17 protein-coding genes are annotated in these 22,953 nt (G+C 39.7%); 11 read left to right on the top strand and 6 right to left on the bottom strand.

Annotated elements, in window-relative coordinates:
* The first annotated feature begins 10 nt into the window (after positions 1-10).
* From ABJG98_RS14025 to ABJG98_RS13985, 9 genes are all read left to right on the top strand, one after another.
* Positions 11-1,768 (top strand): histidine kinase dimerization/phosphoacceptor domain -containing protein, encoded by a 1,758-nt coding sequence (locus ABJG98_RS14025; protein WP_348280167.1) that lies wholly within the window; start codon positions 11-13, stop codon positions 1,766-1,768.
* Positions 1,769-2,461 (top strand): response regulator, encoded by a 693-nt coding sequence (locus ABJG98_RS14020; protein WP_348280166.1) that lies wholly within the window; start codon positions 1,769-1,771, stop codon positions 2,459-2,461. It abuts the gene before it with no gap.
* A 97-nt stretch (positions 2,462-2,558) separates the two neighbouring features.
* Positions 2,559-5,717, top strand: a complete 3,159-nt coding sequence (locus tag ABJG98_RS14015) for a hypothetical protein (protein ID WP_348280165.1) — start codon at positions 2,559-2,561, stop codon at positions 5,715-5,717.
* A gap of 4 nt (positions 5,718-5,721) precedes the next feature.
* On the top strand, positions 5,722-6,861 hold the full coding sequence (locus tag ABJG98_RS14010; protein ID WP_348280164.1) for a gliding motility-associated C-terminal domain-containing protein: 1,140 nt from the start codon (positions 5,722-5,724) through the stop codon (positions 6,859-6,861).
* A 4-nt stretch (positions 6,862-6,865) separates the two neighbouring features.
* Positions 6,866-7,768, top strand: coding sequence for a type IX secretion system membrane protein PorP/SprF (locus ABJG98_RS14005; protein ID WP_348280163.1), 903 nt, complete (start codon positions 6,866-6,868; stop codon positions 7,766-7,768).
* 54 nt (positions 7,769-7,822) lie between these two features.
* Positions 7,823-8,506 (top strand): RluA family pseudouridine synthase, encoded by a 684-nt coding sequence (locus ABJG98_RS14000; protein WP_348280162.1) that lies wholly within the window; start codon positions 7,823-7,825, stop codon positions 8,504-8,506.
* Positions 8,493-8,804: a DUF6787 family protein gene (locus ABJG98_RS13995; protein ID WP_348280161.1), complete on the top strand. Its 312-nt coding sequence runs from the start codon at positions 8,493-8,495 to the stop codon at positions 8,802-8,804. The genes ABJG98_RS14000 and ABJG98_RS13995 overlap by 14 nt, the downstream gene beginning before the upstream one ends.
* Positions 8,788-9,753, top strand: coding sequence for an aminodeoxychorismate synthase component I (locus tag ABJG98_RS13990; protein ID WP_348280160.1), 966 nt, complete (start codon positions 8,788-8,790; stop codon positions 9,751-9,753). The genes ABJG98_RS13995 and ABJG98_RS13990 overlap by 17 nt, the downstream gene beginning before the upstream one ends.
* A 160-nt stretch (positions 9,754-9,913) precedes the next feature.
* Positions 9,914-11,137 (top strand): hypothetical protein, encoded by a 1,224-nt coding sequence (locus ABJG98_RS13985; protein ID WP_348280159.1) that lies wholly within the window; start codon positions 9,914-9,916, stop codon positions 11,135-11,137.
* Between the two features lie 65 nt (positions 11,138-11,202).
* Here the strand turns inward: ABJG98_RS13985 and ABJG98_RS13980 are convergent, their stop codons facing one another.
* On the bottom strand, positions 11,203-14,451 hold the full coding sequence (locus ABJG98_RS13980) for a glycosyl hydrolase (RefSeq protein WP_348280158.1): 3,249 nt from the start codon (positions 14,449-14,451) through the stop codon (positions 11,203-11,205).
* 226 nt (positions 14,452-14,677) lie between these two features.
* On the opposite strand from ABJG98_RS13980, the gene ABJG98_RS13975 reads away from it, so the two are divergent.
* The gene (locus tag ABJG98_RS13975; RefSeq protein ID WP_348280157.1) at positions 14,678-15,784 is read left to right on the top strand and encodes an acyl-CoA desaturase; all 1,107 of its coding nucleotides are present in this window, start codon (positions 14,678-14,680) and stop codon (positions 15,782-15,784) included.
* Here the strand turns inward: ABJG98_RS13975 and ABJG98_RS13970 are convergent.
* A complete protein-coding gene (locus ABJG98_RS13970) occupies positions 15,781-18,708 on the bottom strand; it encodes a CHAT domain-containing tetratricopeptide repeat protein (RefSeq protein WP_348280156.1) in 2,928 nt (975 codons plus the stop codon). The two genes, ABJG98_RS13975 and ABJG98_RS13970, sit on opposite strands and share 4 nt — an antisense overlap.
* Positions 18,709-18,763: 55 nt before the next feature.
* Between ABJG98_RS13970 and ABJG98_RS13965 the strand changes: the two genes are divergently transcribed.
* On the top strand, positions 18,764-19,375 hold the full coding sequence (locus ABJG98_RS13965; RefSeq protein WP_348280155.1) for an aminotransferase class IV: 612 nt from the start codon (positions 18,764-18,766) through the stop codon (positions 19,373-19,375).
* Here the strand turns inward: ABJG98_RS13965 and ABJG98_RS13960 are convergent.
* The 4 genes from ABJG98_RS13960 to ABJG98_RS13945 are packed head-to-tail and all read right to left on the bottom strand — an operon-like array spanning position 19,347 to position 22,840.
* On the bottom strand, positions 19,347-20,603 hold the full coding sequence (locus ABJG98_RS13960; protein WP_348280154.1) for a CHASE2 domain-containing protein: 1,257 nt from the start codon (positions 20,601-20,603) through the stop codon (positions 19,347-19,349). The genes ABJG98_RS13965 and ABJG98_RS13960 overlap by 29 nt on opposite strands.
* A gap of 40 nt (positions 20,604-20,643) precedes the next feature.
* Positions 20,644-21,654, bottom strand: coding sequence for a hypothetical protein (locus ABJG98_RS13955; protein WP_348280153.1), 1,011 nt, complete (start codon positions 21,652-21,654; stop codon positions 20,644-20,646).
* 45 nt (positions 21,655-21,699) lie between these two features.
* Positions 21,700-22,299: a hypothetical protein gene (locus ABJG98_RS13950; protein ID WP_348280152.1), complete on the bottom strand. Its 600-nt coding sequence runs from the start codon at positions 22,297-22,299 to the stop codon at positions 21,700-21,702.
* Positions 22,289-22,840, bottom strand: coding sequence for a sigma-70 family RNA polymerase sigma factor (locus tag ABJG98_RS13945; RefSeq protein WP_348280151.1), 552 nt, complete (start codon positions 22,838-22,840; stop codon positions 22,289-22,291). The genes ABJG98_RS13950 and ABJG98_RS13945 overlap by 11 nt, the downstream gene beginning before the upstream one ends.
* Positions 22,841-22,953: the final 113 nt, after the last annotated feature.

The following is a 22,953-nucleotide window of genomic DNA, read 5'->3' as shown; positions in this document are numbered from 1 at the left end:
TCCTTTTAAGATGAAATACATAGCCATCATTTTTATACTGATCTGCTTTTCGGCATTTGGTCAGAATTCTACATTGATTGACAGCCTTAAACTGCGCCTAAAGACCAGCACTTTAGATCAACAACATTCCATTCTTATTGACCTTTCCTGGGAGTATTCCTATTCTGATATTGATTCCGCAGAATACTACGCTGTGAGAGCACTGGAGCTCGGGGAGGAGAGAAATATCGCTTTGGAAATCACTCGGGCTAAGAGTATGCTGGCGATCGTTTATGACATAAAAGGCGAAGTAGAAAAAGCTGCGGAAACGTACTTAGAAGTTGCTACATTTTACGAATCCTCTGGAAATAAGTCTGAACTCAGTCGCGTGTATAATAACCTTGGCGTGCTATTCTTTTATAACGGAGATATGGATCAATCCTGGAAATATTATAGAAAAAGCATCACCCTCGATAGCATATTAGGTGATTCAATTGGAGTAGCTGCCTCACTTATTAATCTGGCTGCCATTTCAAATAAATGGGAAAAGCTGGACAAAGCCCATCAATACCTAAAACGCGGAGAGCGAATCGCTGAAAAGAGCGGTGATGAATGGATTATACGATCAATCTATGAAGGTCTCGCCAACAATTATTTGTATAAAGGGGAATACGATAGCAGCTTAAAATACATTAACAAAGCACTACCACTCTTCAAAAAAATAAGTGATCATCACAGTACGCTCACCAACCTCAATGGGCTTACAATAGCATACATTGGACTAGAAGATTACGGAAAGGCTGAAGCCGCCTTATTAGAAGCTCAAAAACTGGCTAAAGTTTATGATGATATAAATATTCGAAGCAAGAGAAATAGTACAGCTGCTCGACTATATGCTGTCCAAAATAATTTTCAAAAAGCCTATAAGTATCAGAAATTATATCAAGCAGATCATGATTCAATTACAAATCAAGAGCGATTGCGTATAACAAGTGATTTGGAGAAGAAATATCAAACGGAACAAAAGGAAAATGAAATTGTAAAACTTCAAATCCAGCAGCAGCAATCGCAAAACCAACGAAATATATTGTTACTTATATCAGCACTTGTCATTCTTGGATCAGTCATGTTATTCATTTTATTTAGATCTAAAGCCAAAGCCAACGCAATTATTTCTAAGTCTTTGTCTGAAAAAGAAACGTTGCTTAAGGAAATTCATCATCGTGTGAAAAATAATCTACAAGTTGTATCCAGTCTACTCAGCATGCAATCCAGATTCATCACAGACGAAAGTGCACTGGGTGCGGTGAATGAAGGGCAAACACGGGTTGAGTCCATGGCCCTTATTCATCAAAAGCTCTACCAGGAAAACAACCTGTCGGGTGTCAATGCCAAGGAATACATCGAAGATTTGGCTGAGATACTCAAGCAATCTTACGCCACAGATACCAACGTAGAGTTCGAGTACGATGTGGACGAGTTGATGATTGATGTAGATACAATCATCCCAATCGGATTGATCTTGAATGAATTGATTTGCAACTCGCTGAAGCATGCCTTCCCCGAGTCAGAAGAAGGATTAATTAAGGTTGGTTTGAAGGAGGTTGATAATGAGTTGAAACTTGAAATCAGTGATAATGGTATAGGCTCAAAAAGTGCACCATCTGAAAAATCTTTTGGAATGGTCCTGATCGATTCGCTGGCAATGAAGCTAAAAGCAACACTGCAAATAAATACTCAAAGCGGTACTTCAGTGATGCTTAATATTAGCAAGTATAAACTGGTCTAGATGGATAGAAAGATACTTATTGTCGAAGATGAGCCATTAATTGCCAAGGACCTGAGTTTCATTTTGGAAGATTTAGGTATCGATACCATCGAGTTTGCCATGAGCTATGAGGATGCTCAACAAGCGCTTGAAAAAAGAGAATTTGATTTGATTCTCCTGGACATTAATCTTTCCAGTGAAAAAGATGGAATTGACCTGGCTCATGAGATCAATGAGTCTCAGAAGACACCATTTATTTTCATCACCTCCTATTACAATCCTACAACAGTAACTCGGGCAAAAGTCACCAATCCATTGGCCTATTTGCTCAAACCATTCAACCAGCATGATATAAGAATCAATGTGGAAATGGCTCTTTACAAGTCGGATCAAAGCAAGGAAAACTCAACCATATATATACGTGAAAAAAGTGGAACCATCCAGCTAGAGTTGCCTTCTGTGATATTCCTGGAAGCCCAGGACAATTACACAAAAATTGTATGCTCAGATAAAGCGTTATTAATTAGCCAGACATTAAAATCTATGTTGGAGAAGCTTCCCGAATCGGATTTTGTACGAACTCATAAATCCTTCGCGGCTCGAATTGATCATATCACTATGATCAAAGGCGGGTATGTTTTTTTAGGAGATGAAAAAATACCTATCGGAAGGACATACAAAACAGAGTTTCAAGAACGAATAGCTATCCTCTAATGTCGTTCACTCACAATTTCGGTTGTTCACTTAAAATATTATTAATCTAATTTTTAATTGGATAATTTGGTTAGATAGTCTCTAAAAGTTCTTAGAAATGAAACACCAAATCATACGCTATTTAGGAGTAGCACTGCTATTTCTATGCATAAAATCCTATTCTCAATCCGTTGGCATAGGAACTGAAACCCCCAATTCAAATGCCATATTGGAACTCGCAGCACCTGACGCGAATCAGGGTCTTCTTGTTCCGCGACTAAGCACTTCAGAAAGAACGGCTGCTACGTTCACGAGTAATCTTGCAGCTACGGACAATGGCTTGCTTGTATATGATTCGGACGAGCAAAAGTTTTACTTCTGGATGACGGATCAGTGGGTTGAAATTGCCTCTGGAAACTTGGATGCACTTCCAGATCAAATCGGACAGGCAAACAGATTCCTGACCACAGATGGCACAAATGCTCAATGGTCAGATATTGATTTTACTAGTCTTGCAAATGTCCCGGCTGACCTTGCAGATGGCGATGATGACACTCAGTTGTCCGACGCAGACATTACAGCTCTTGGTTATATAAAAAGTGCAGATGATGCAGATGCAGATGCATCCAACGAATTTCAGGATCTTACGCTTTCAGGTAATACACTTTCACTCACTAGTAGTGCTATTGAAATCGATCTATCTCCCTTATCAGGTACCAATACTGACAACCAAACTTTAAGTCTTTCAGCTAATGATCTCTCCATTTCTGGAGGTAATACCATTGATATTTCTAGTATTAATACAAATCTGACAGAAGTTGAAGTAGATGCATTTGTAAGTGATAATGGATATTTAACTTTTGAGGTGGATGGAAGCATATCCAATGAAATCCAGGACATCAGTACGGATGGAACAGCAGGAGACATTACACTCTCAAATGGATCATCACTCACCTTGAACGTCGACGATGCAGATTCGGATCCAACTAATGAAAATCAGACGGTTTCAGCAGGAACCGGCATCTCTATCAATAATGTGGGTGAGGATTTTGAAGTAACCAATACAGCTCCCGACCAAACAGTATCACTTACTAATGGTGGAAATGTAACTGTAACAGGCACCTATCCTAATTTCACTCTGTCTGTCTCTGACAACCTGGACAATGATCCTACCAACGAAAATCAGACCGTTACAGCAGGAACCGGCATCTCCGTAAATAATGTAGGCAAGGATTTTGAGGTAATTAACACTGCACCCGACCAAACAGTATCACTCACGAATGGTGGAAATGTAACCGTAACAGGTACCTATCCTAATTTCACTCTGGCTGTCCCTGACAACCTGGACAATGATCCTACCAACGAAAATCAGACCGTTACAGCAGGAACCGGCATCTCTGTAAATAATATAGGCGTGGATTTTGAGGTAACTAACACTGCACCCGACCAAACAGTATCACTCACTAACGGTGGAAATGTAACCGTTACAGGAACTTACCCCAACTTCACCCTAACAGTCCCCGACAATCTGGACAATGATCCAAACAATGAAATTGAACTTCCCACTCAAACAAGTCAAAGCGGCAACTTCTTAACAACAGATGGCTCCACCCCTAGCTGGTCAGCCATTAACGAAACTCAATGGAACACCAATGGCTCAAGTATTAATTATACAACCGGAAATGTAAACATTGGAGCAGGAACTATTCCTTCTTCAAAATTGCAGCTTAGCACAAATAATGCCAGTAGTACTTCGCCTCAACTGACCATACTAGAATCAGATGCTACTTCTGATGCTTCCCTCTACTTTAACAGATCTGGTACGAATATTACCATGGGTATCGATGCTACTGACGGGTTTTTCAAAATAAGTGGTGCGAGTTCCCTGGGCAGCAACGATCGAATCATCGTGGACAATCAGGGAACGCTCGGTATAGGAGTTTCACCTAATGCTCAATTTCATGTACAAACTAATTCAATAGAATCAACCACGGCGAGGTTAACCAATACTACAACCAGTGCTGCATCCAAAATTGGGATTATGAATGAGCTCGACAATCAAGGAACTGCCAACAAAACGGGTCTATGGAATGATATTGATGGTACGGCAAGTGAAACCGGAGATGTAAAAGGGATTTACAACATAATAACTCCTACGGACGGAACTACTTATGGTGTCCACTCTCAAGTTAATTCAGCTGGAACAGGCGTGAGATACGGTACTTTTTCCGATGTAAGAGGGGCCGGAGGCAATAGTTCCATCATCTATGGTTTCAGAGCCAATGTTGATCATGATGGCTCAGGAGATGCTTTTGGACTTCAGCTCAATATGCTTGGTACCACCTCTGGCCGACAATACGGCCTTTATTCTTCAGGAGAAGATTTCAATTATTTTTCTGGAAATGTTGGTATTGGAGATGTAGAATCTGACGTGGAATTAACCATTCAGTCATTTAATATTAATTCAATTTTACCATTACTAAGGCTCAACTCAGGTGCAGCAACAAGCGATGCAGGTGTTAGCTTTAGTATTCCCGGTGGTAATGAATTTGTTGTTGGTGTGGATGCTACAGATAATTCTTTTAAAATCAGCGATAATGCTTCCTTAGGGTTTGGCAATCGTCTAACAATTGATGCAACTGGTAATATGGGTGTGGCCCAGCCTTCCCCAAGTGCTCGTTTGGATGTGGTAGGTACTACTGAATTAAACGGTGCAGTAGATGTGCAAAGTTCCATGGATGTTACCGGGCTTCTAACTGTAACAAATGACATAGAAATACCAGAAACAAATGCCTATACTTATGCATCAGCTCAAACACGCTACATCACGTATCATCCAACAGATTTTAAGTTGATGAAATTTGACGGTGGATCTGTTGATTTGGTTGTTGGAAATTTCACAAATCCATATACGTATTACTCGGGAGGTGGTGGAAGCCTAGGGTACGCAACAGCACCAGTTAAACTTCCAAATGATGCAGTCGTCACGGAAGTTGAAGCGTGGATCCTAGACAATGATGCTACCGCAAGCAACTTTGCCAGAGTGAACCTTTACAGAAGTCAAATTGGAGTAATAAACTCGAACAATAATATGGCTCAGATGGAGACCTCTACTGAAAGTGCTACTGTACAGGCGCTCAATGACAATACTGTATTTTCTCAAACTATAGACAATAATAATTACACTTATCGATTGCTTTTTACCGCCAGGGATAACTCTTCTACGTTGCAACTCCATGGGGTTAGAATCACTTACACTGTACTTCAGGTAGACTAGGAACATGAAAAGATTTAAAATCCTTCTTCTGCTCATTATGGCTTGCTTTTTTAAGCTAAGTGCACAAAACCTTTTGACTAATGATAACAGCCTAGTAGTAGTGAATACCGGTGTTCCCTTCACAATTGAGGGTGATTTATCAAATAGCGGTATAATCCGAAACGAAGGAGCAATGAGACTACACGGAAACTGGGCAAATAGTGGTGACTATAGCTCAGTTTCTGGCTCCTTCTACCTAATCGGTCAAAATCAATTATTTGCGCCTGGAGAATCAACTTATAGCCAACTATCCGTAAAATCAGGTGGGGTGGTAATATTGAGCGATTTACATATTACTGAATCATTGGAATTGATTGATGGAATTGTATCTATTGTTGCAGGTTCGAAAGTTTTACTTCAGTCTAATGCACGTATTTCTGGTGGTGATGTAAATAGCTACATAGACGGATCACTATTCACAACAACTCAGGGAGACTTTACTTTTACCATAGGAACAGAAGCTGAATATCTTCCAGTAACGCTAAAAAACATTCGGACAACTGATTCTGTCGGCGTAAAAGCATTTAATTCATCCTTAAATGCAAGTATTTCTTCTGAATTGGATGCTTTCTCAGAGACCCGGTACTGGGAAGTAATGGGGGGTAGTTCATTTGAGGCACAAAGTATAGGTCTGCCGCTATTGAATGAGTCATTCATTGAAAGTGAAGATGAAGCTGTCATTGCATTTACAACAATAGATGACCAAATTCTTAATGTTCTTGGCATTCCGGAAATAGTCGGATCTCTGGAATCAGGCACTATAAATACTCCTGGAAATATTTTAGCGGGTTATTATGTCTTAGGAGACCAAAGTATGATTGGACCTCCTATTACAGTAATCAATGTAGTCACTTCCCTTCAGGATGGTAAACATGATTTTCTAAGAATTGATAACATTGAATTCTATGAAAATAATCTAGTCGAGATATTTGATAGACAAGGTGTCAAAGTATTTGAAATGACCAGATACAACAATTCCGATCGGGTATTCAAAGGCAGTGCCAATGTCGGTTCCAGAGGAGTCTTACAAACAGGTAATTACTATTACACTGTAAAGCTTACCAATAGCAAGCGAGAGTCGGGTTTTGTTTACATAAAAAATTGATGCCATGAAAAAAACCTTAGTCATTTTACTTGCGTGTTTTTCACTGGCATCTTATGCTCAGCAAGATCCTTTATACAGTCAGTACCAATTCAACCAGCTAATGGTAAATCCGGCCTATGCAGGTATATACAATCGACTTTCAGTTGGCGTCATCAGTCGATTTCAATGGGCAGGAATTGAAGGTTCTCCAAAAACAAATACGATCACAGCACAATCCGCTCTTGCTGATGGGAAAATTGGACTGGGTACTATGATTTTAAATGATCGATTTGGTGTAAGTAACAATTACGAATTGCAGATCGCTTCTTCCTACAATATCAAATTCAACAATACTACGAGGCTAGCAATGGGAATACAGGGTGGTTTCGTTCAATTTGCCTATGACTTCAGTAAAGTCGATTTAGATTTCTTTGATGACGCTGAGCTAATCAATGGCCATGATAATATCACAAAGCCTAATTTCGGTGTAGGTTTTATGCTCATGAATCCAAACTTCTTCATCGGAGCATCTGTCCCTCGCATTCTTAATGTGTCAGTTACTGATGGATCTACACAGTCCCAACGCTACCGAAGGCATTATTACCTAACTGCAGGTGTTGCCGCAGAAATCCAAGGAACACCGGTAAAAGCCACAACTTTGATCCGATCCATGGCGGGCGAAACCTACTCATTTGACATCACGATGAGTACTTTTTTAGATGATGTTTTGTGGGCTGGTGTAACCTTAAGGGATTTTAAACACTTTGGTGTCCTTGGTATTTTTGAAATTGGGGAGAGCTTGAAGCTAGGGTATTCGTTTGAACTACCAACTAATAATCTAGTCTATGGGAATTATGGCACGCATGAGGTATCCGTATCATACAGCTTGAGGTATGGATATGGGAGACAAGAACCGATATTCTTTTAAGCTTTTCTACTAAGACATGTATGGCACGACGCAATGGTTTAATTTTGCGGCTTTATGGCAAAGCCGATTATAATACATGAAGACAATCACCTGCTGATTGTGGAAAAACCGACGGGATGGTTGGTACAAGGAGATGAAACCGGGGATGGCACGCTTACAGGTTGGGCCACCGAATACATTCGTAGGAAATACAATAAACCTGGAAACGTTTTTTGTCAACCGTGCCACAGACTGGATCGACCGGTAGGAGGACTTGTGATCTTTGCCAGAACATCAAAGGCACTTGAGCGGATGAACAAGCTCTTCAGGGACAGAACCATTAAAAAAAGTTACTTAGCTATAGTGGAAGGTGTCCCGGAAAACCCAGAGAAAACCCTCAAACATTGGCTGGATAAAGACTTTCAGAAAAATAAGGCTCACGCCTATACTAAGCCCAAAGGCAATGCAAAAGAGGCTATTTTGTCCTACCGTATGATCGCCACTCACAGCAAGATTTCATTGTTGGAAGTAAACCCGGAGACAGGCAGACCTCATCAGATACGTATCCAAATGCGGGAGAACAAAACCTCCATTAGAGGTGATTTAAAGTATGGCAACTCAAAAGCAAAACAGGATAAAAGCATTGACTTATACGCCTATAAGCTGGAGTTTGAGCATCCGGTAAAAAAAGAGCCGATTAAAGTAATTTCAAAACCTAAATGGCCAGATTTTCAGGCCTTTATTAATGAGTTGGATTGAGCGATTAAAAGAAAAGTGGGAGCTTGAGAATAACTGGCAGTTTCTGATTATCATGGTTGTTTTTGCATGTACAGGAACCACCGTAGTTTTAATTAAGAAGCCACTAATTAATTTACTGTTTGAAGATGGCGTTCGTCCACTCTGGTTCCAGATTGCATACTGGGTGTTGATACTCCCATTTTACAATATCATTCTGCTTTTCTACGGATTCCTATTTCGTCAATTTGACTTCTTCTGGAAATACGAACAAAAAATGTTGCGGAGATTCGGTATTAAGATGAATGCTGACAAAGAGTGAAGCGATATCGAAGATAAATAATCTTGGGGCGGCTGGTAAGCCGTTTTCTTTTTATTGCGATTTTTTAGGAGAGGAGTGGTGTGTTGAGACAGGTAGCCAGCCAAATAAATTTCAACTTGAAATCTCAGAAAGTAATTCTAATAATCAGTCGACAATTGACAGTCGACGGCTATTTTTCAAAAAGAACCCTATCTCTATTACTGATTTTAAATCAGCTTATAATTATGTCATTCATCAAATCAATATCGGCAACTCCTTTTTGACTAACCTCACCTTTGAAACTCCTATTGAAACAGACCTTTCGCTCGAAGAAATATTTCAACATTCTTCAGCTAAATACAGACTCTTAGTTCCAAATCAGTTCGTGGTTTTTTCTCCTGAGACGTTTGTGAAAATTCAAGATAATCACATCTACTCTTACCCCATGAAGGGGACCATCGATGCGGATATTTTGAATGCTGAAAAAATAATATTAGAAGACGTCAAAGAAAAAGCGGAACATGTCACCATTGTGGACTTAATCCGAAACGACTTGAGTCAAGTAGCTGAAAAAGTAGAAGTGGTCAAATTCCGCTACATCGATGAGTTAGAAACCAATGATAAAAGGCTTTTACAGATAAGCTCAGAGGTAAAAGGGATTCTAAATCCGGATTGGAAATCTGAGCTAGGAACAATTCTTTCCCAACTAATACCTGCGGGCTCAATTTCCGGAGCTCCGAAACCTGAAACGATAAAAATTATCCAAAAAGTTGAGAACTACAATCGTGGGTTTTACACAGGAATTTGCGGTCACTTTGATGGTGAATCACTGAATACTGGGGTAATGATTCGGTTCATCAAGAAAGAAAATGATCAACTATTCTATTGCAGCGGTGGAGGTATTACTTTCTTTAGCAAACCTGAAAAAGAATATTATGAGATGGTGGATAAGGTGTATTTATCCTTGTAAAAGGAATAAAAAGGCATATCCCAATCCAAGTTCAGCCTATTTATTCGCCCCCGTTCCACCTTGGATGTTTACCATTTCCCAAAACTCGCACTAGTATAAAAAAGTGGAACGTCACTTTCAATTTTCAAAAACAATATTTAGTACCTAATCCTACATCAAAATGAAAAATTCAATTCCCATTTTATTAGCTATTGTGTTATTTGTCACAGGCTGCCAATTGAACGAAAAAAAATTGGACCTAATTGTTGATTCTGGTCCTGCTATTCTTAATTTCCAATCAGAACAAGAAGCTGATGATTATCTAAATCGTGTTCAAAATCTCAGTTTGCAAGAATTGATTGCGTTTGAAGAAGCTCGTGGTTTCACATCGCTTCAGAGAAAAGCAGATATGGTTATGGACAAACTGGCCGATACAGATTTTAGCACAGAAGAAGAGCTTGAAAGCTTTATTTCGAAAAATTCGAAATTTATAAAAATCATTGAAGAAAATGGTGAGAGGAGAATCGTACGTGCCATTGATGAAACATCTATTCATTTGCTGGCAAACGAAGAAGGCTTATTTCAAATTGAAGATCAGAGATACAAACTATTCAATAATGGAATTATAAGTTCACCCATATCAAAAGCAGATCAACTCGATCAAATAATTAGTATTCCTACTTCTAGTAATGATGAAATTAACATTGTATTTCAAAAAGACAATTCAATTACTCCAAACACGGAATCAGTAGATTGTTTGAATATCAACACTGCTGTAGATGTTAGCTACAACAATAGAACAACCACTTCCTTATATACAAAAACAGAATACGCTATCAATCCATGGAGACAGACACTAATATCACAAAGTCATGTTTACTCTGAATACAAAGTTTTAGGTCTTGTATGGAAACCTGTTAAAAGAAGTTTGACAGGTTTCTTCAAATACAATGTATCGTACTCAATCGATTTAGGTCCAAAAACAACCGTCCCAAAAAGATCATATAGACCTGTTGGTGTTCTGGATTATAGATGGATAAATAAAGTCACGCTAGCTAGCACTACTCAACAACTAACATTTTATACTTCTAATTATGAAAACCTTTGGGCTTGGGGCGACAGCCCTTCCACCGGCACCAAGTATTTGAGCTGTAACGCAGATGAAATTTGTACCAATTCAGATTGTGAAGGACCATCCGAAAACAGATGTGCCTGGGTAGCGTGTCCATCAGGTCAATACTGCAGTGGAGGCCAATGTATTCCAATCCCTCCTGATCCGTGTTTTGGAGTAATCTGTTCTGGAGGGGAAACATGCATAGATGGGACATGTCAAGATGACCCTACAATTTGTGGAGTAATTATTTGTGATGGAATTTGCGTAGATGGTGTGTGTGTTTCAAACTAATATGCTGAACAAATAATAAAGAGGCCAGCTTTTCAAAGGCTGGCCTCTTTTTTTTCCATTCTATCTTATTGTCCTTCAATCCAGGAGCCTCCTGCAACTTTGACCTGCTCAGCCAAGCTTGAAGCCTTCGCTCTTTGAGCTTGAAGTTTCGTATTCATCGCGCCCAGTTGATCTTTAATGATCTGCATGGTTGCCTTATGAGTTTCTGTTGGTCCATAGGTTGAAATTGAAATTCCTCGATTCAGAGCAAATAGACGTCCACCTATATTTGGCTTACTACGTTCACCAATTTGGTTTTTGGCCGGATGACCGTTAAGCTCGGTATCCAGTTTGTCAAGCTCCATTTTCATGGTCACAATTTCGCTCATCACATCATTTCCAACATTAGCTTTCCTAGCAGCTATAAATAGTTTTTCTGCCGTTTTACGTGCATTAGAAAGCTGAATGGCTGCTGTTCCAACATCTCGCCCCAAATTTTCATAGGCTCTCCAAAAAGCGACTACCTCATTCATCGGACTACCTTCGAGTGTTCCATCCCTCAATGGTGTAACCTCTACATCTACTGGGCCGGCAAGCTGAGAAAAGGTTCCTCGCTCATATTTGTTGAGTGTAGCGGTATACATCCCGGGGGCGCAAAGCAATCCATTAAGTTCCTGCGTATTTCCATTCAGTGTGAGTGCCTCTGTACCACCTATTCTCAGGTTCCAGGCTACCCTATTAAATCCTTTCTTATTCGGTGCTTGTACTCGATTCACCACATTGCCCTGCTGATCTTTGATCTCGACATAGACAAACGGATCAATCTCACGGGTTTCATTTTCCAGTGCATCCCATCCCGGAAATGGAATATTCCCATTTTGGCCTTTCTCTCTTGCCTGACGTTGATCTTCCAGACTCTTGAGTTCCTCCTTCAAATAGTAGGTAAAAACAGCTCCGAAATCCGGGTTAGGCGCAAGGTATAGTTGAGAACCCTGCGACCCTCTTGCATCATCAAAATCCAATGTTGAACGCTCAATGTACCACCAGGCTTTTCTTGGTGTAAATAGTGTCGCAGATTCGTTGATCTGATTCTTATTGACATTTCGTAGCGCAGTATAATCATCCAAGACATAAAACCCTCTACCAAAGGAAGCTGCTACTAAGTCATTTTCTCTTCGCTGAATAGCTAAATCTCTAAAGGAGATAGTTGGAATACCGGCCGCTAGTTTAGTCCAACTGGCAGCACCATCAACCGTTACATATACCCCAAATTCTGTCGCCGCGAACATCAGGTCTTTGTTCACGTGATCCTGTACAATTCGCCATACCAGATTCTGAGTACCAAAACCATTTTCTATGCGAGTCCAGGTTGCTCCCTTATCTGTACTCTTTACCAGGTATGGCCGATAATCACCTTCTTTGTGATTGTCTAATGCTACATATAGCGTATTTTCATTAAATAAGTCCGCTTTGACATCATTTACATAACACCTTGAAGGAACACCCATTGCGCTCACTTCTATTTTCTTCCATGTTTGACCTTCATCACTCGTGACCTGAATGAGTCCATCATCTGTGCCTATGAAAATTACTTGTTCATTTTGTGGAGAAACCGCGATGGATGTGATCGTGTTGAAGTTGGACATGGCACCTACATCCCATGGTGAATCCCAACTTTGAGTGCGTCCCATAATTGGTAGCGTTAAACGCTCCTGATCTCTGGTCAAATCGTCTGAGAGAGCAGTCCAGCTATCTCCCCGATTGGTTGACTTCCATAGTCGTTGTGAACCGTGATAAATAGTGGCAGGATCATGTGGCGAAACTAAAATAGGTGCATCCCAATTATAGCGTTCATAGTCATCGTCAGCTCCCGGTTGCGGCATCACATCAGTCACCTCTCCTGTAGCCAAATCAATTCTTGATAGCGTTCCTTGCTGGCGCTGGCCATACATGATATTCGGATTGCCAGGTTCGGTGGCTGGCTGGTGTCCATCCCAATTTAGCACTACTTTCCAATCTGCGTTTCTAATGCCGTGATGGTTATCCGTTCGCACCGGTCCACCTTCGGTGCTGTTGTCCTGAGTACCTCCATACGCATTGTAAAATGGCTCAGCATCATCTACTGCCACCTTATAGAATTGAGTTAGCGGCAGATTTTCCATAAATCTCCAGCTGGCACCCAAATCAAAAGTCTCATAAACTCCTCCATCTGTTCCTACCAGCACATAATTTGGATCAGAATTTTTGAAAGCAATAGCATGATTGTCTCCATGCTTTGCGGTCTCATCCATATTTTCGAAGGTCTTTCCACCATCTTCAGATTTCATGAGGCGATTGTTCATCATGTACAGACGATCAAACTTATGAGGAGACGCGTATATCTCTTGGTAATAATGTGGCCCTGTAGCTCCAGCAACTGCATCAGACATCTTTGTCCAGCTGCCTCCGCGATTTTCCGACCTCCACAGGCCTCCTGTGGTTCTGTTTAGCTCAATTGCAGCATAAAGCACATCCGGGTTAATTGGAGAAATTGCTAAACCAGTTTTTCCCCATTTTCCTTCCGGCAATCCGGTTTTTAGCTGCTTCCATGTGTCCCCCGCATCGTCACTGACATAGAGTCTGGATTTTTCACCCCCACCCATCCAGGCAGCTATGGTTCTATGATGCTCCCATGTCACAGCATATATTCTGTCAGGATTTCTCGGATCTACAACCATATCAGTCACTCCAGTGTACTGATCATCTCCCAGGGTTTTTTTCCAGGTCCTACCGCCATCGGAAGATTTGAAGAATCCTCTTTCACCTCCCGGGCTCCACAATGGCCCTTGCGACGCGACCATAATCACATCAGAATTTCTGGGATGCACAATGACTTTTGAAATGTGTTCGGAATCTTTCAATCCCATATTGGTCCAACTGGCACCTCCATCGTCACTGCGATAAATACCATCTCCAAATCCTGCATGCCTGCCACCTACATTTTCTCCTGTTCCTACCCAAACGGTGTAGGGGTTGTTTGGGTCCAGATTGACACAGCCAATGGAATAAACTGGTTGATCATCGAATATCGGTTCGAAAGTCGTGCCTGCATTGTTTGTTTTCCAAACGCCTCCAGATCCTACAGCCACATACCATACATTTTCATTGGTAGGGTCTATTGCTAAATCTGCTATTCGACCAGACATAAAAGCAGGACCGATATTTCGGAATTTAAAATTTGAAAACAGCTTAGAATCGATAGGTAGAACGGTACTTGAATTTCTTCTTTGTGCAGCAACATGCACTGCAAGCATCAACAATACCAGACTGAATAAGGTGAGGAATAAACGTTTCATGATGTTAGGATTTAGGTTTCTTCTAAATTTAGTCAAGAAAATAATTAATTATTTATCTCCATTGATGGAAGGTGACTCTGCTTTTAGAGCGGTCAATACTCGTTATATCTTCAATTTGCTCCGATGTATCAGGTTGGCGCTCAGATCTTTTGTTGGTAACTTTGCGGTTTCAATTAAAACCCTCTTGGGATTAGGGGTGTTGTAATGAAAATGAAACAATAAGAGCATGATCAGATACAAATTTGAAAATAAGCTTGACAGAGAATTTGCGGCCGCTATGAGGAAGCGGGTGAATGATTATTTTCAGGATAATGAGATTCAGCGAAATGCAAATTCTAAAATGATCGTAAAAACCATCGTAATATTATCGATGTATTTGATTCCTTTCTTCCTGTTAATATCTGCAGGATTTACCAATCTATTTCTGCTAATGGGGCTCTGGATGATTATGGGGATTGGGAAGGCTTTTATAGGCACTACCATCATGCATGACTCCATACATGGATCTTATTTTAAGAAAAAATCCATGAACGCCATTATGGAGTTTTCGGCTGCTATCATAGGAGTAGATAGATTGATTTGGCACATTCAGCACAATGTACTTCATCATACATACACCAATATTGAAGAAACAGACGAAGACATCCTACCTCGATTCGTATTCAGGTATTCTAAGAACCAGCCCCATAAGTGGTTTCATCGCTTTCAGCATATTTATGCTCCTATTTTCTATTGTGTGCCACTTTTGGAGTGGATTACCACCAAAGATTTTATAAAAGCTTTTGACTACAGGAGAGAAGGCTTAATAAAAAAGGCTGACTTCCCTAAAGAGTTTACATTGATTGTTCTTCGAAAGGTTTTTTATTGGGTAGTCTTTTTGGCAGTTCCTGTTTTATTGATTCCAATTCCAGCCTGGATTACCATACTGATGATTTTTGTATCCCATTGTATTACGGGTATCATGCTTGCCATGATTTTCCAAACTGCACATGTGGTGGAGCCAGCCGAATTTTTCAAAGGGGAGTCTGAGCATGTTAAGCATAGTTGGGTAGTACATCAACTAAGAACCACTTGTAATTATGGCATGGATCACAAAGTCCTTTCCTGGTTTTTAGGAGGCCTCAATTTCCAGATTGAGCATCACCTATTTCCAGATGTATGCCACGTTCACTATCCTGCTATTTCCAAATTCGTTCAAGAAACTGTGAAAGAATTTGATTTACCATATTATGCATTTCCTTCTTTCGGAGCTGCAGTAGCAAGCCACTTTAAGCATATGAAAGAGATGGGGAGTGCAAAAGACCTTAAGGTTGGAACTGTTCAGGCAGCTTAGTTTAGCATTACAAAAGCACCCCAATAATACGGCTCAGGGAATGACTCTCTGAGCTTTTTTTGTGCTACAAAGAATGCTTCTTCTTTGGGTTTACCTCCCATCCATTCCTTATAGAAATTAGTCATAAGCTGCATGGTTGCTTCATCGCTTACCTTCCACAAGCTCATAATTACTGATTCAGCGCCCGCCACCTGAAAAGCTCGCTGCAAGCCATAGACGCCCTCCCCGGCTTTGATTTCACCGAGTCCGGTTTCGCAGGCGCTCAAAACCACCAAATCCGTGTTTTTCAAATCTAATGTGATTACTTCGTAGGCAGTCAATACACCATTGTTAGCTGTATTCACCTCAGTACCTTTAGTAGCTGCCCCCATCGTCTGCTCAGCGTCTGCCAACATCAGCCCAGAGCGTAGTAGTGGATTATCTTTTGCCTGGTTCACTTCCACACCAAATACCTTTTCTCCGGAGGCTTTGCTTTCAGGCAAGAAAAATCCATGTGTGGCGATATGCAAAAGCGAAGGAGATGTAATTTCCTTGAACTTGGCTTCTGTGGCCTGGCTTTGCATGTAGATATTCGTCGCAAACCCCTTCGTTCTGGTGATTTGACTTGCTGCTTCTATCTCAGCTTTAGTGCCTGGAAGAGCTGCTAACAATCCTTTAGCACCAAAATCCGGGTAGCCGAAAAAATCGGCTTTCTTTGATGCGAATCCAGCGCTCTTTGGTTTAACTAAATCTCTGGTGCTTGTATAAAGATGTAGGTCAAATGCATCCGAAACAAACGAACCATCCGGTCGCTGAAGTGCTCCCACATTTACCTGAAAGTAGATGCCATCCAGGCTTAAGTAAACATTTTGCTTACCACTCAATTCTATATCTACTGATTTCCAAAATTTATCATAAGTAATCCGGTCCTGGGCCTTCAATCTGACCATATTTAAGTATGCCTTGGCATACTTTGTATCCAAATCTTGACCTCCCTCGATAACGACCAATTTTGGATGGATTGAACTTGGATCAGCAATTAAAAAAGCATAATTCTTATCTGCTGTGAAGCTTCTGTCAAAAACCGGATATCCAATTATTTCTATGGCAGCATCAGTGGGTCTTAATTTTGACTTAGCATCAGCAAGTGTAGTGGTCGGCAACTTATTAGAATTTGCAAATGCAGCCGATAGTGAATTAAGTTTTTTCTCTAGCTGATTTGCTTCTGATTCAAGTTTTTCCAGATCTATTTTCTGTTCGCTAAGCTGCTCTTTTGAAAAGGAGTAATAATGAATCAGGCTTTCTTTTGCTTCTACCCATTTTTTATAAGTAGTTTTCAATTGCTCATCATTGCTGTTCAAAATCTGCTCTCTTACTTTAGTGGAGGCACTTAGCAGTATTCCTTTGGTCTTTAAGTGAATATTGTACATTTCAGTTAAGAGGGCAGGGTTTTCGGTCCCATTCTCAACAGCAAAGGAGAAAAACTTCAATAAAGATGGTCTTACCTTAGCCCAATATTGACCTTTCTCATATTCGCTCATTGCTCCAAAATAGTCTTCAACCAATTGCAGGTTTGAAGCTATTACCTGTTCAAATCTAGTCGTAGCTTGAGCAACATTATTCTGTTTCCATGCGACAACTGCCAGGTCCTCGACTGAACTTAGATAGTCTGGATGCTTTTCTCCAAAAAGTTGCTCATACTTGAGATTGACTTCTTTGAGTAGCCTTTCTGCTTCTGGTAGGTTACCAACAAAGAGTTGATACCTGGCCAGGTTATGAGCGGTCTTGATGTATGCAGGGTGATCTGTATTGTATTTTTTCTCGAAAATTCTTAATGCATCTGAAAGAAGTTCAGCCACTTCGGACGGCTTACCAGACTCCATCAACGTTGATGCTAGATAATTTTTAACATTTCCCACATCCGTTTGATTTTTTGCAAACCGCTTCTCTTTCAATTCAATGATCCCTCTGAAGATTTGCTCAGAGGTTTCATATTCTCCTGCACTGTAGTGAATAAGACCCTGATTGATTTGAAAACTCACATTATCTCTACCTTTGCTCCGCAATTCTCCTGAAGCCATATCTATGGCTTTTGTAATTGCCGATTTTGCCTCTTCATATTGACCGACTTCATTGTAAAGTAAGGCACGATTGCTGGTGATTATTGCATGCGATATGGATCCAACTCGTTCATTTGACCGTATTATTTCCTCTGATTGATCAAAGTAGTTTTCAGCTTCAGTGTAGCGCCCCTGTGATTGCGCAATTACTCCATGATTATTGTAAAGTGAAGCTAATGCGATGCTTCTTTCCCCAATCTCTTCTTGAAAGTATTTTGTTGTTTGATTTATAAAAGCTTCTGATAAATCATACTTTCCCTCTGCATGAATCACAATAGAGATATTTGCTATGGTTTTTCCGAGTGCATACTTCTCTGGCAGATTTAGCGTGTCCATGTTGACAAGCTTTGTAATATCAAAAGCTGAATCCAATAATGCTTCAGACACCCCGAATTCATTCGTTAGTAAACTCAATGCCTCAATGAAGTTGGTATTGGCCACAAATGGATTTATGTAAATGGACATTTCGCCTGCTCGGTTGGCATCAAATGCCTGCTCATATATTTCCAGGTCAACAGCTTCAACGCCCTCTTCTTCATCTTCATAATTTTTTGCGAATGTGAGTAGTAGACTTTCCTTTCCTTCTCTGTTAGCAAAAAAAGAGGCTCTATTTCCCTGAGAAAATATGTAGTTATAATTAGAGGTGTCTTTTTCGAGCTGTTTTGCCCGAAATTCTGCCATCCGATCATCTTTATTCATCAATGATTCAGCGTCAACTTCCTCTACCTGCTCCTCTACTGCTTCTTTCAACTTCTTAAGGAACCCTTGAGAATAGGTGGTAAATGATATTGATAGCAGAACCAAAAGAAATACAATACGAATCATGTCAATTAGGAATATTTTTATATAAAGTTAGAGTTTTGCAGGGAGACAGAAAACTATGAGATTCATTGAAAGCATACTTTTTAAAAATGGAGAGTACCACAACTTGCCACTGCACCAAAATAGGATGAATGGGGCCTTTAGTCACCATGGTTTAGCTGATCATTCTCATGATCTCAAGCGCATACTTCCTGACTTAAAAATGAAGGGTACTTTTAAGGTTAGACTTGTCTATGACATGGATTCTGAGGATGCAGAATATGACATTGAGTTTTCAGAATATCACCCTCGTAAAATTCAGACACTGGAAATAGTACGCTCACCACCATTCGATTACTCAATGAAATTTGAGGATCGGTCAGAAATAAATAAATTGGTCAAATCTTCAATGGCAGATGACATCATCATTGGAATAGACAACCACCTGACTGATGGGTCATACTTTAATCTGGCTTTCTGGGATGGGGATAATTGGCTTACTCCAAATACTCCGCTGCTCAAAGGAGTAAGAAGAATTAAACTATTGTCAGAGCAAAAAATAAGAGAAGCTTCTATTCAGATTTCTGATCTGAGTTCTTTTGAAAAAGTAAGCTTGATCAATGCGATGCTTGATTTGGGTGAGCTAGAAATACCATGTAGTGCTATTGGTATTTCCAAAAACGACGATTAATCTTGAATACCTCTTTTCTTCTTTCTTTAGAAAAAAGATTTTTAACTACCCCATGATAGACTTCTAAAGAATCTCCAGAAAGAGCGATAACGATCATTGCCAGTGTAAAATCAGCTTTATAATTAAAAACCAACAGCAGATAGATCATCAAGGTGGCAAGTCCTGCAACTTCAATCAATTGAAAGATCTTAGTAATTCCATCATACCATCTGGGCATAGCTCCATAAATGATTTTGAAGAGGAAAACATTGAACAGACAGAAAAATATAGCAAGGGCTATTTGAGCTTTTTCAGACATCTGATCAATGGGTTCATCGTCCAAAATCTGAGAGACAATATTGGCATGAACGACTCCCCCGAACATATCATTTTTAGCCTTCCCAACATAATTTTCATTCATAGGGGTGAAGTAAAAATCCTCAGTAGTTTCTGTGTCACCAATGTATTTCCCTAAAAAACACATAATGACAATTTTGTCTTTAAAAAGATCCTCAGTGAAGTTTTCATCAATCACATCATATACATCTAGTGCGAAATACTTCATTCCATATTGGGCTGAAGAAAAGCTGATAATGTTTCCTTTATAATTAACGACTTCTAAATCGTTTCCTCTAGCTAAGAATTTCTCTGTCATTGCTGAATCATACGCATACGCCAATCGTACCGGGAAAGAATATCGTGTCTCTCCTGCTACCATTTCATAAGGAGTAAACTCCCGACACATCTTTAAATCTTCTTGAGTTCTTGCATCTGTAATCATATTGACATACCCTAATGCTGACTCTTGTACGATATGGTCTTCAGGCTTGATGGTCGTTTCAAACTCTCCCAATACCTCATTGTAGTTAATTAGTTTCTCCCCAATGATAATATTTGGTGTTTCAGATAAAACCCGTGTGAGCGCGCTATCCTCAGGCCATTCCTTCGGAGCATCCAGCATAACATCCAGTCCTATAACTTTCGGATTGTATTTATTAATTATCTCAATTTGACGTGCTATTCCTTCTCTGGGTATTTCACCAATATTCACTATCACGATTCGCTCATCTGCAATAGGATCATCCTGTAGCTGAGAAAAGACAATATCAGTCAATTCAAAATCTGAGAACATTTCACCTATTGGATCAAATGCATCAAATATTTTCAAAAAAGTAAGCGAAGCAAATGCCCCCATAATTCCGAAAATGAATAGGGAGCACAAGATGGTGTCGGTGATGAATCGTTTCATCCACTAAAAATAATTCATCACTGCATTTTTCAGAAATAGATTAAAACGACAAACCAAATTTCAGCGCTGGAATTACTTGCTTAAAGTCATCTGTGAAAATAAGTTCAGGGGTGAAGTTGATCTTTGAGTCTCTGCGCTCAGTATAAAGCGAGACCTTATATGTATTTCCTTTATAAAAATTCCCGTTTTGTTGAATTAAAGCTCCAATACCTGCTCCTATTTTGTATTGATCAGAAAACTCAATAGAAAAGAATCCCGTGAGAAATCCATTGATATCCAAATCGTATTCTTGCTCAGGTTTTCTCTCAAAGAAGTATTGTTGTGTGTACAAGAAGCCAAATTGAAGATCTTTATTTCCTAATCTATCGGGAAAATTAACCGCTAGCTTGAAGCTGAGATCCGGTACGAATCGATCTCTATAAAAACCAATTCCTACTCCTGCCGAAAGCTCCAGGTTGTCAAGTTTTATAGGACCACCTTTCGTCGGATCCAAATTGGCATTGCCGTATTTAAATACTCCGGTTCCCGTGTATAGATTCCTTTTACCTTCATTTTCAAATTTCTTATCTATTTGGTCCCATACTGACTCAACACTAAGCTCTTTGATTGACTGTAATTCTGATAGATCATTTATTGAAAAAGTGATAGACATTTTAGGTTGATAAATCACAAAGTCTATTCGATTAGAAAGCACCTCCTTCATCCCATCATTTCCAATTAAGTAAACATCCGCTTTACTTTTTAAAGGTTCAACACTCACTTGTGCAAGTTCCTCATCTTCCTTTTTAACCTTTTGATAGGAAACAACAATCCCGCTTTGATTAGATGAAGATTCAACAGCTGACTCCATCACATTTAATATTGATGCCCAGAGGTCATCTGTCAAGTAATCTTCTTTGTTACTCATGCGATAAAAAGAGAAAATAACCTCAACTTGAGCATCCGTCTTCATCCTAAGCGTATCCGGATATGGATTTTCTACATGCTGTGCTTTTGTTAAAAAAGTACTGAGTAGGAGCATCCCTACGACTAATATTTTATTCGTTTTCATAGTCTATTTTATTTAATCTTTGAAATCAATAGTGACTATACCACACTAATTATTTGAACCTTCAAAGAGTTTGATTTTTACAGATTGATTATTGAATTGTAAAGGCTGAGAAGAGGTGTGCAACTGAGCTCTCACTGTAATGTTCTTCTCTTTTTCAATCGAAGGCCTCCCGAGACTGGCTTGAATGATCGAAATATCTTTTGATGAAAAAACGGACTTATTTCTTTCATTTTGAACTGGCTTGATAATTGGCTTCAGTAATAATTTAACTGAAGCCACTTCGGCCAATGCTGGTGAAACACCTTTCCGACTCACACGATTGGGAACTATTGCTGTCCTTTTCTCATGACTCTGCACCGGTATTTCAACAACTTTTTTCTCAATCACCACAGGTTCCAAATCATTTATAATCGCTCCTGTGTCAGTGATCATTGACGGATAGGTGCTGGTTTCTTTTAAAAGACCAATAGGTAATATGGTAAATCCTATCAGAAAACATGCTGCAGCTATCCACCAGTTCGCGTATGCCCTCTTAGAGCCAAGTCGTTGATCCAGCGCTGACCACACAGCAGCATCATCAAATTCAAATCCCAAATCATGCTGGGAGATATTATCCAATTTTTCTGAAAGTTTACTACGAACCATAATCCTGATTTTTTTCAATTAAATGATCTCTCAAAAGCTTCTTCGCCTTAAATAACTGCGACTTGGAGGTGCCAATGGATACACCTAGTTTATCCGATATTTCCTGATGAGAATAGCCTTCTATTTCGAACAGATTAAAAACCGTCCTATATCCAACCGGAATTGACCGAATCAATTTCAATAAATCTCTAGTCTCCAACTCTTCCAAAGGAGAAACATCTACTTCCTTATCTAAATCTTCATTGATGGCTAAGATTTGAATCTCTTTATTCTTTCTTAGCTTCATCAGTGCCTCGTTAATCATAATTCGCTTCACCCACCCGAAAAATGCATGCTCATTTTCATAAGTAAATTTTTTCAAATTCTTAAATACCTTATGGAACCCTTCCAATAACACATCTTCCGCATCTTCCGTATTTTTCATATACCTAATGCAGACTCCCATCATAGGCGCATTAAGCCTCGTATAAAGTTTCTGCTGAGATACACGATCCCCCGATTTGCTTTTATCTATTAAGTCTTTGGTGTTCAAGTGAAGCATTTGGTAGTAGAATGCGATTAAATAGCAGAAGGTTGTCCGCAGCTAAATTTTATTGAATAATAAGTTAGATCAGCTTTTCAGGAAAATCTGAATTTATCAGTTAAAGCTTGTTA

It is taken from the genome of Ekhidna sp., from assembly GCF_039960695.1.
Lineage (GTDB): Bacteria > Bacteroidota > Bacteroidia > Cytophagales > Cyclobacteriaceae > Ekhidna.
The sequence above is the reverse complement of the archived record's forward strand: the minus strand, read 5'-3'. Positions and strand labels throughout refer to the sequence as shown.

Coding starts and splice junctions, on each gene's coding strand:
- ABJG98_RS14015 (WP_348280165.1), top strand. CDS start 2,559: ATGAAACACCAAATCATACGCTATTTAGGAGTAGCACTGCTATTTCTA.
- ABJG98_RS13970 (WP_348280156.1), bottom strand. CDS start 18,708: ATGATTCGTATTGTATTTCTTTTGGTTCTGCTATCAATATCATTTACC.
- ABJG98_RS14000 (WP_348280162.1), top strand. CDS start 7,823: ATGGCAAAGCCGATTATAATACATGAAGACAATCACCTGCTGATTGTG.
- ABJG98_RS14010 (WP_348280164.1), top strand. CDS start 5,722: ATGAAAAGATTTAAAATCCTTCTTCTGCTCATTATGGCTTGCTTTTTT.
- ABJG98_RS13975 (WP_348280157.1), top strand. CDS start 14,678: ATGATCAGATACAAATTTGAAAATAAGCTTGACAGAGAATTTGCGGCC.
- ABJG98_RS14005 (WP_348280163.1), top strand. CDS start 6,866: ATGAAAAAAACCTTAGTCATTTTACTTGCGTGTTTTTCACTGGCATCT.
- ABJG98_RS13965 (WP_348280155.1), top strand. CDS start 18,764: ATGAGATTCATTGAAAGCATACTTTTTAAAAATGGAGAGTACCACAAC.
- ABJG98_RS13955 (WP_348280153.1), bottom strand. CDS start 21,654: ATGAAAACGAATAAAATATTAGTCGTAGGGATGCTCCTACTCAGTACT.
- ABJG98_RS13985 (WP_348280159.1), top strand. CDS start 9,914: ATGAAAAATTCAATTCCCATTTTATTAGCTATTGTGTTATTTGTCACA.
- ABJG98_RS13960 (WP_348280154.1), bottom strand. CDS start 20,603: ATGAAACGATTCATCACCGACACCATCTTGTGCTCCCTATTCATTTTC.
- ABJG98_RS13945 (WP_348280151.1), bottom strand. CDS start 22,840: ATGCTTCACTTGAACACCAAAGACTTAATAGATAAAAGCAAATCGGGG.
- ABJG98_RS14025 (WP_348280167.1), top strand. CDS start 11: ATGAAATACATAGCCATCATTTTTATACTGATCTGCTTTTCGGCATTT.
- ABJG98_RS13950 (WP_348280152.1), bottom strand. CDS start 22,299: ATGGTTCGTAGTAAACTTTCAGAAAAATTGGATAATATCTCCCAGCAT.
- ABJG98_RS14020 (WP_348280166.1), top strand. CDS start 1,769: ATGGATAGAAAGATACTTATTGTCGAAGATGAGCCATTAATTGCCAAG.
- ABJG98_RS13995 (WP_348280161.1), top strand. CDS start 8,493: ATGAGTTGGATTGAGCGATTAAAAGAAAAGTGGGAGCTTGAGAATAAC.
- ABJG98_RS13980 (WP_348280158.1), bottom strand. CDS start 14,451: ATGAAACGTTTATTCCTCACCTTATTCAGTCTGGTATTGTTGATGCTT.
- ABJG98_RS13990 (WP_348280160.1), top strand. CDS start 8,788: ATGCTGACAAAGAGTGAAGCGATATCGAAGATAAATAATCTTGGGGCG.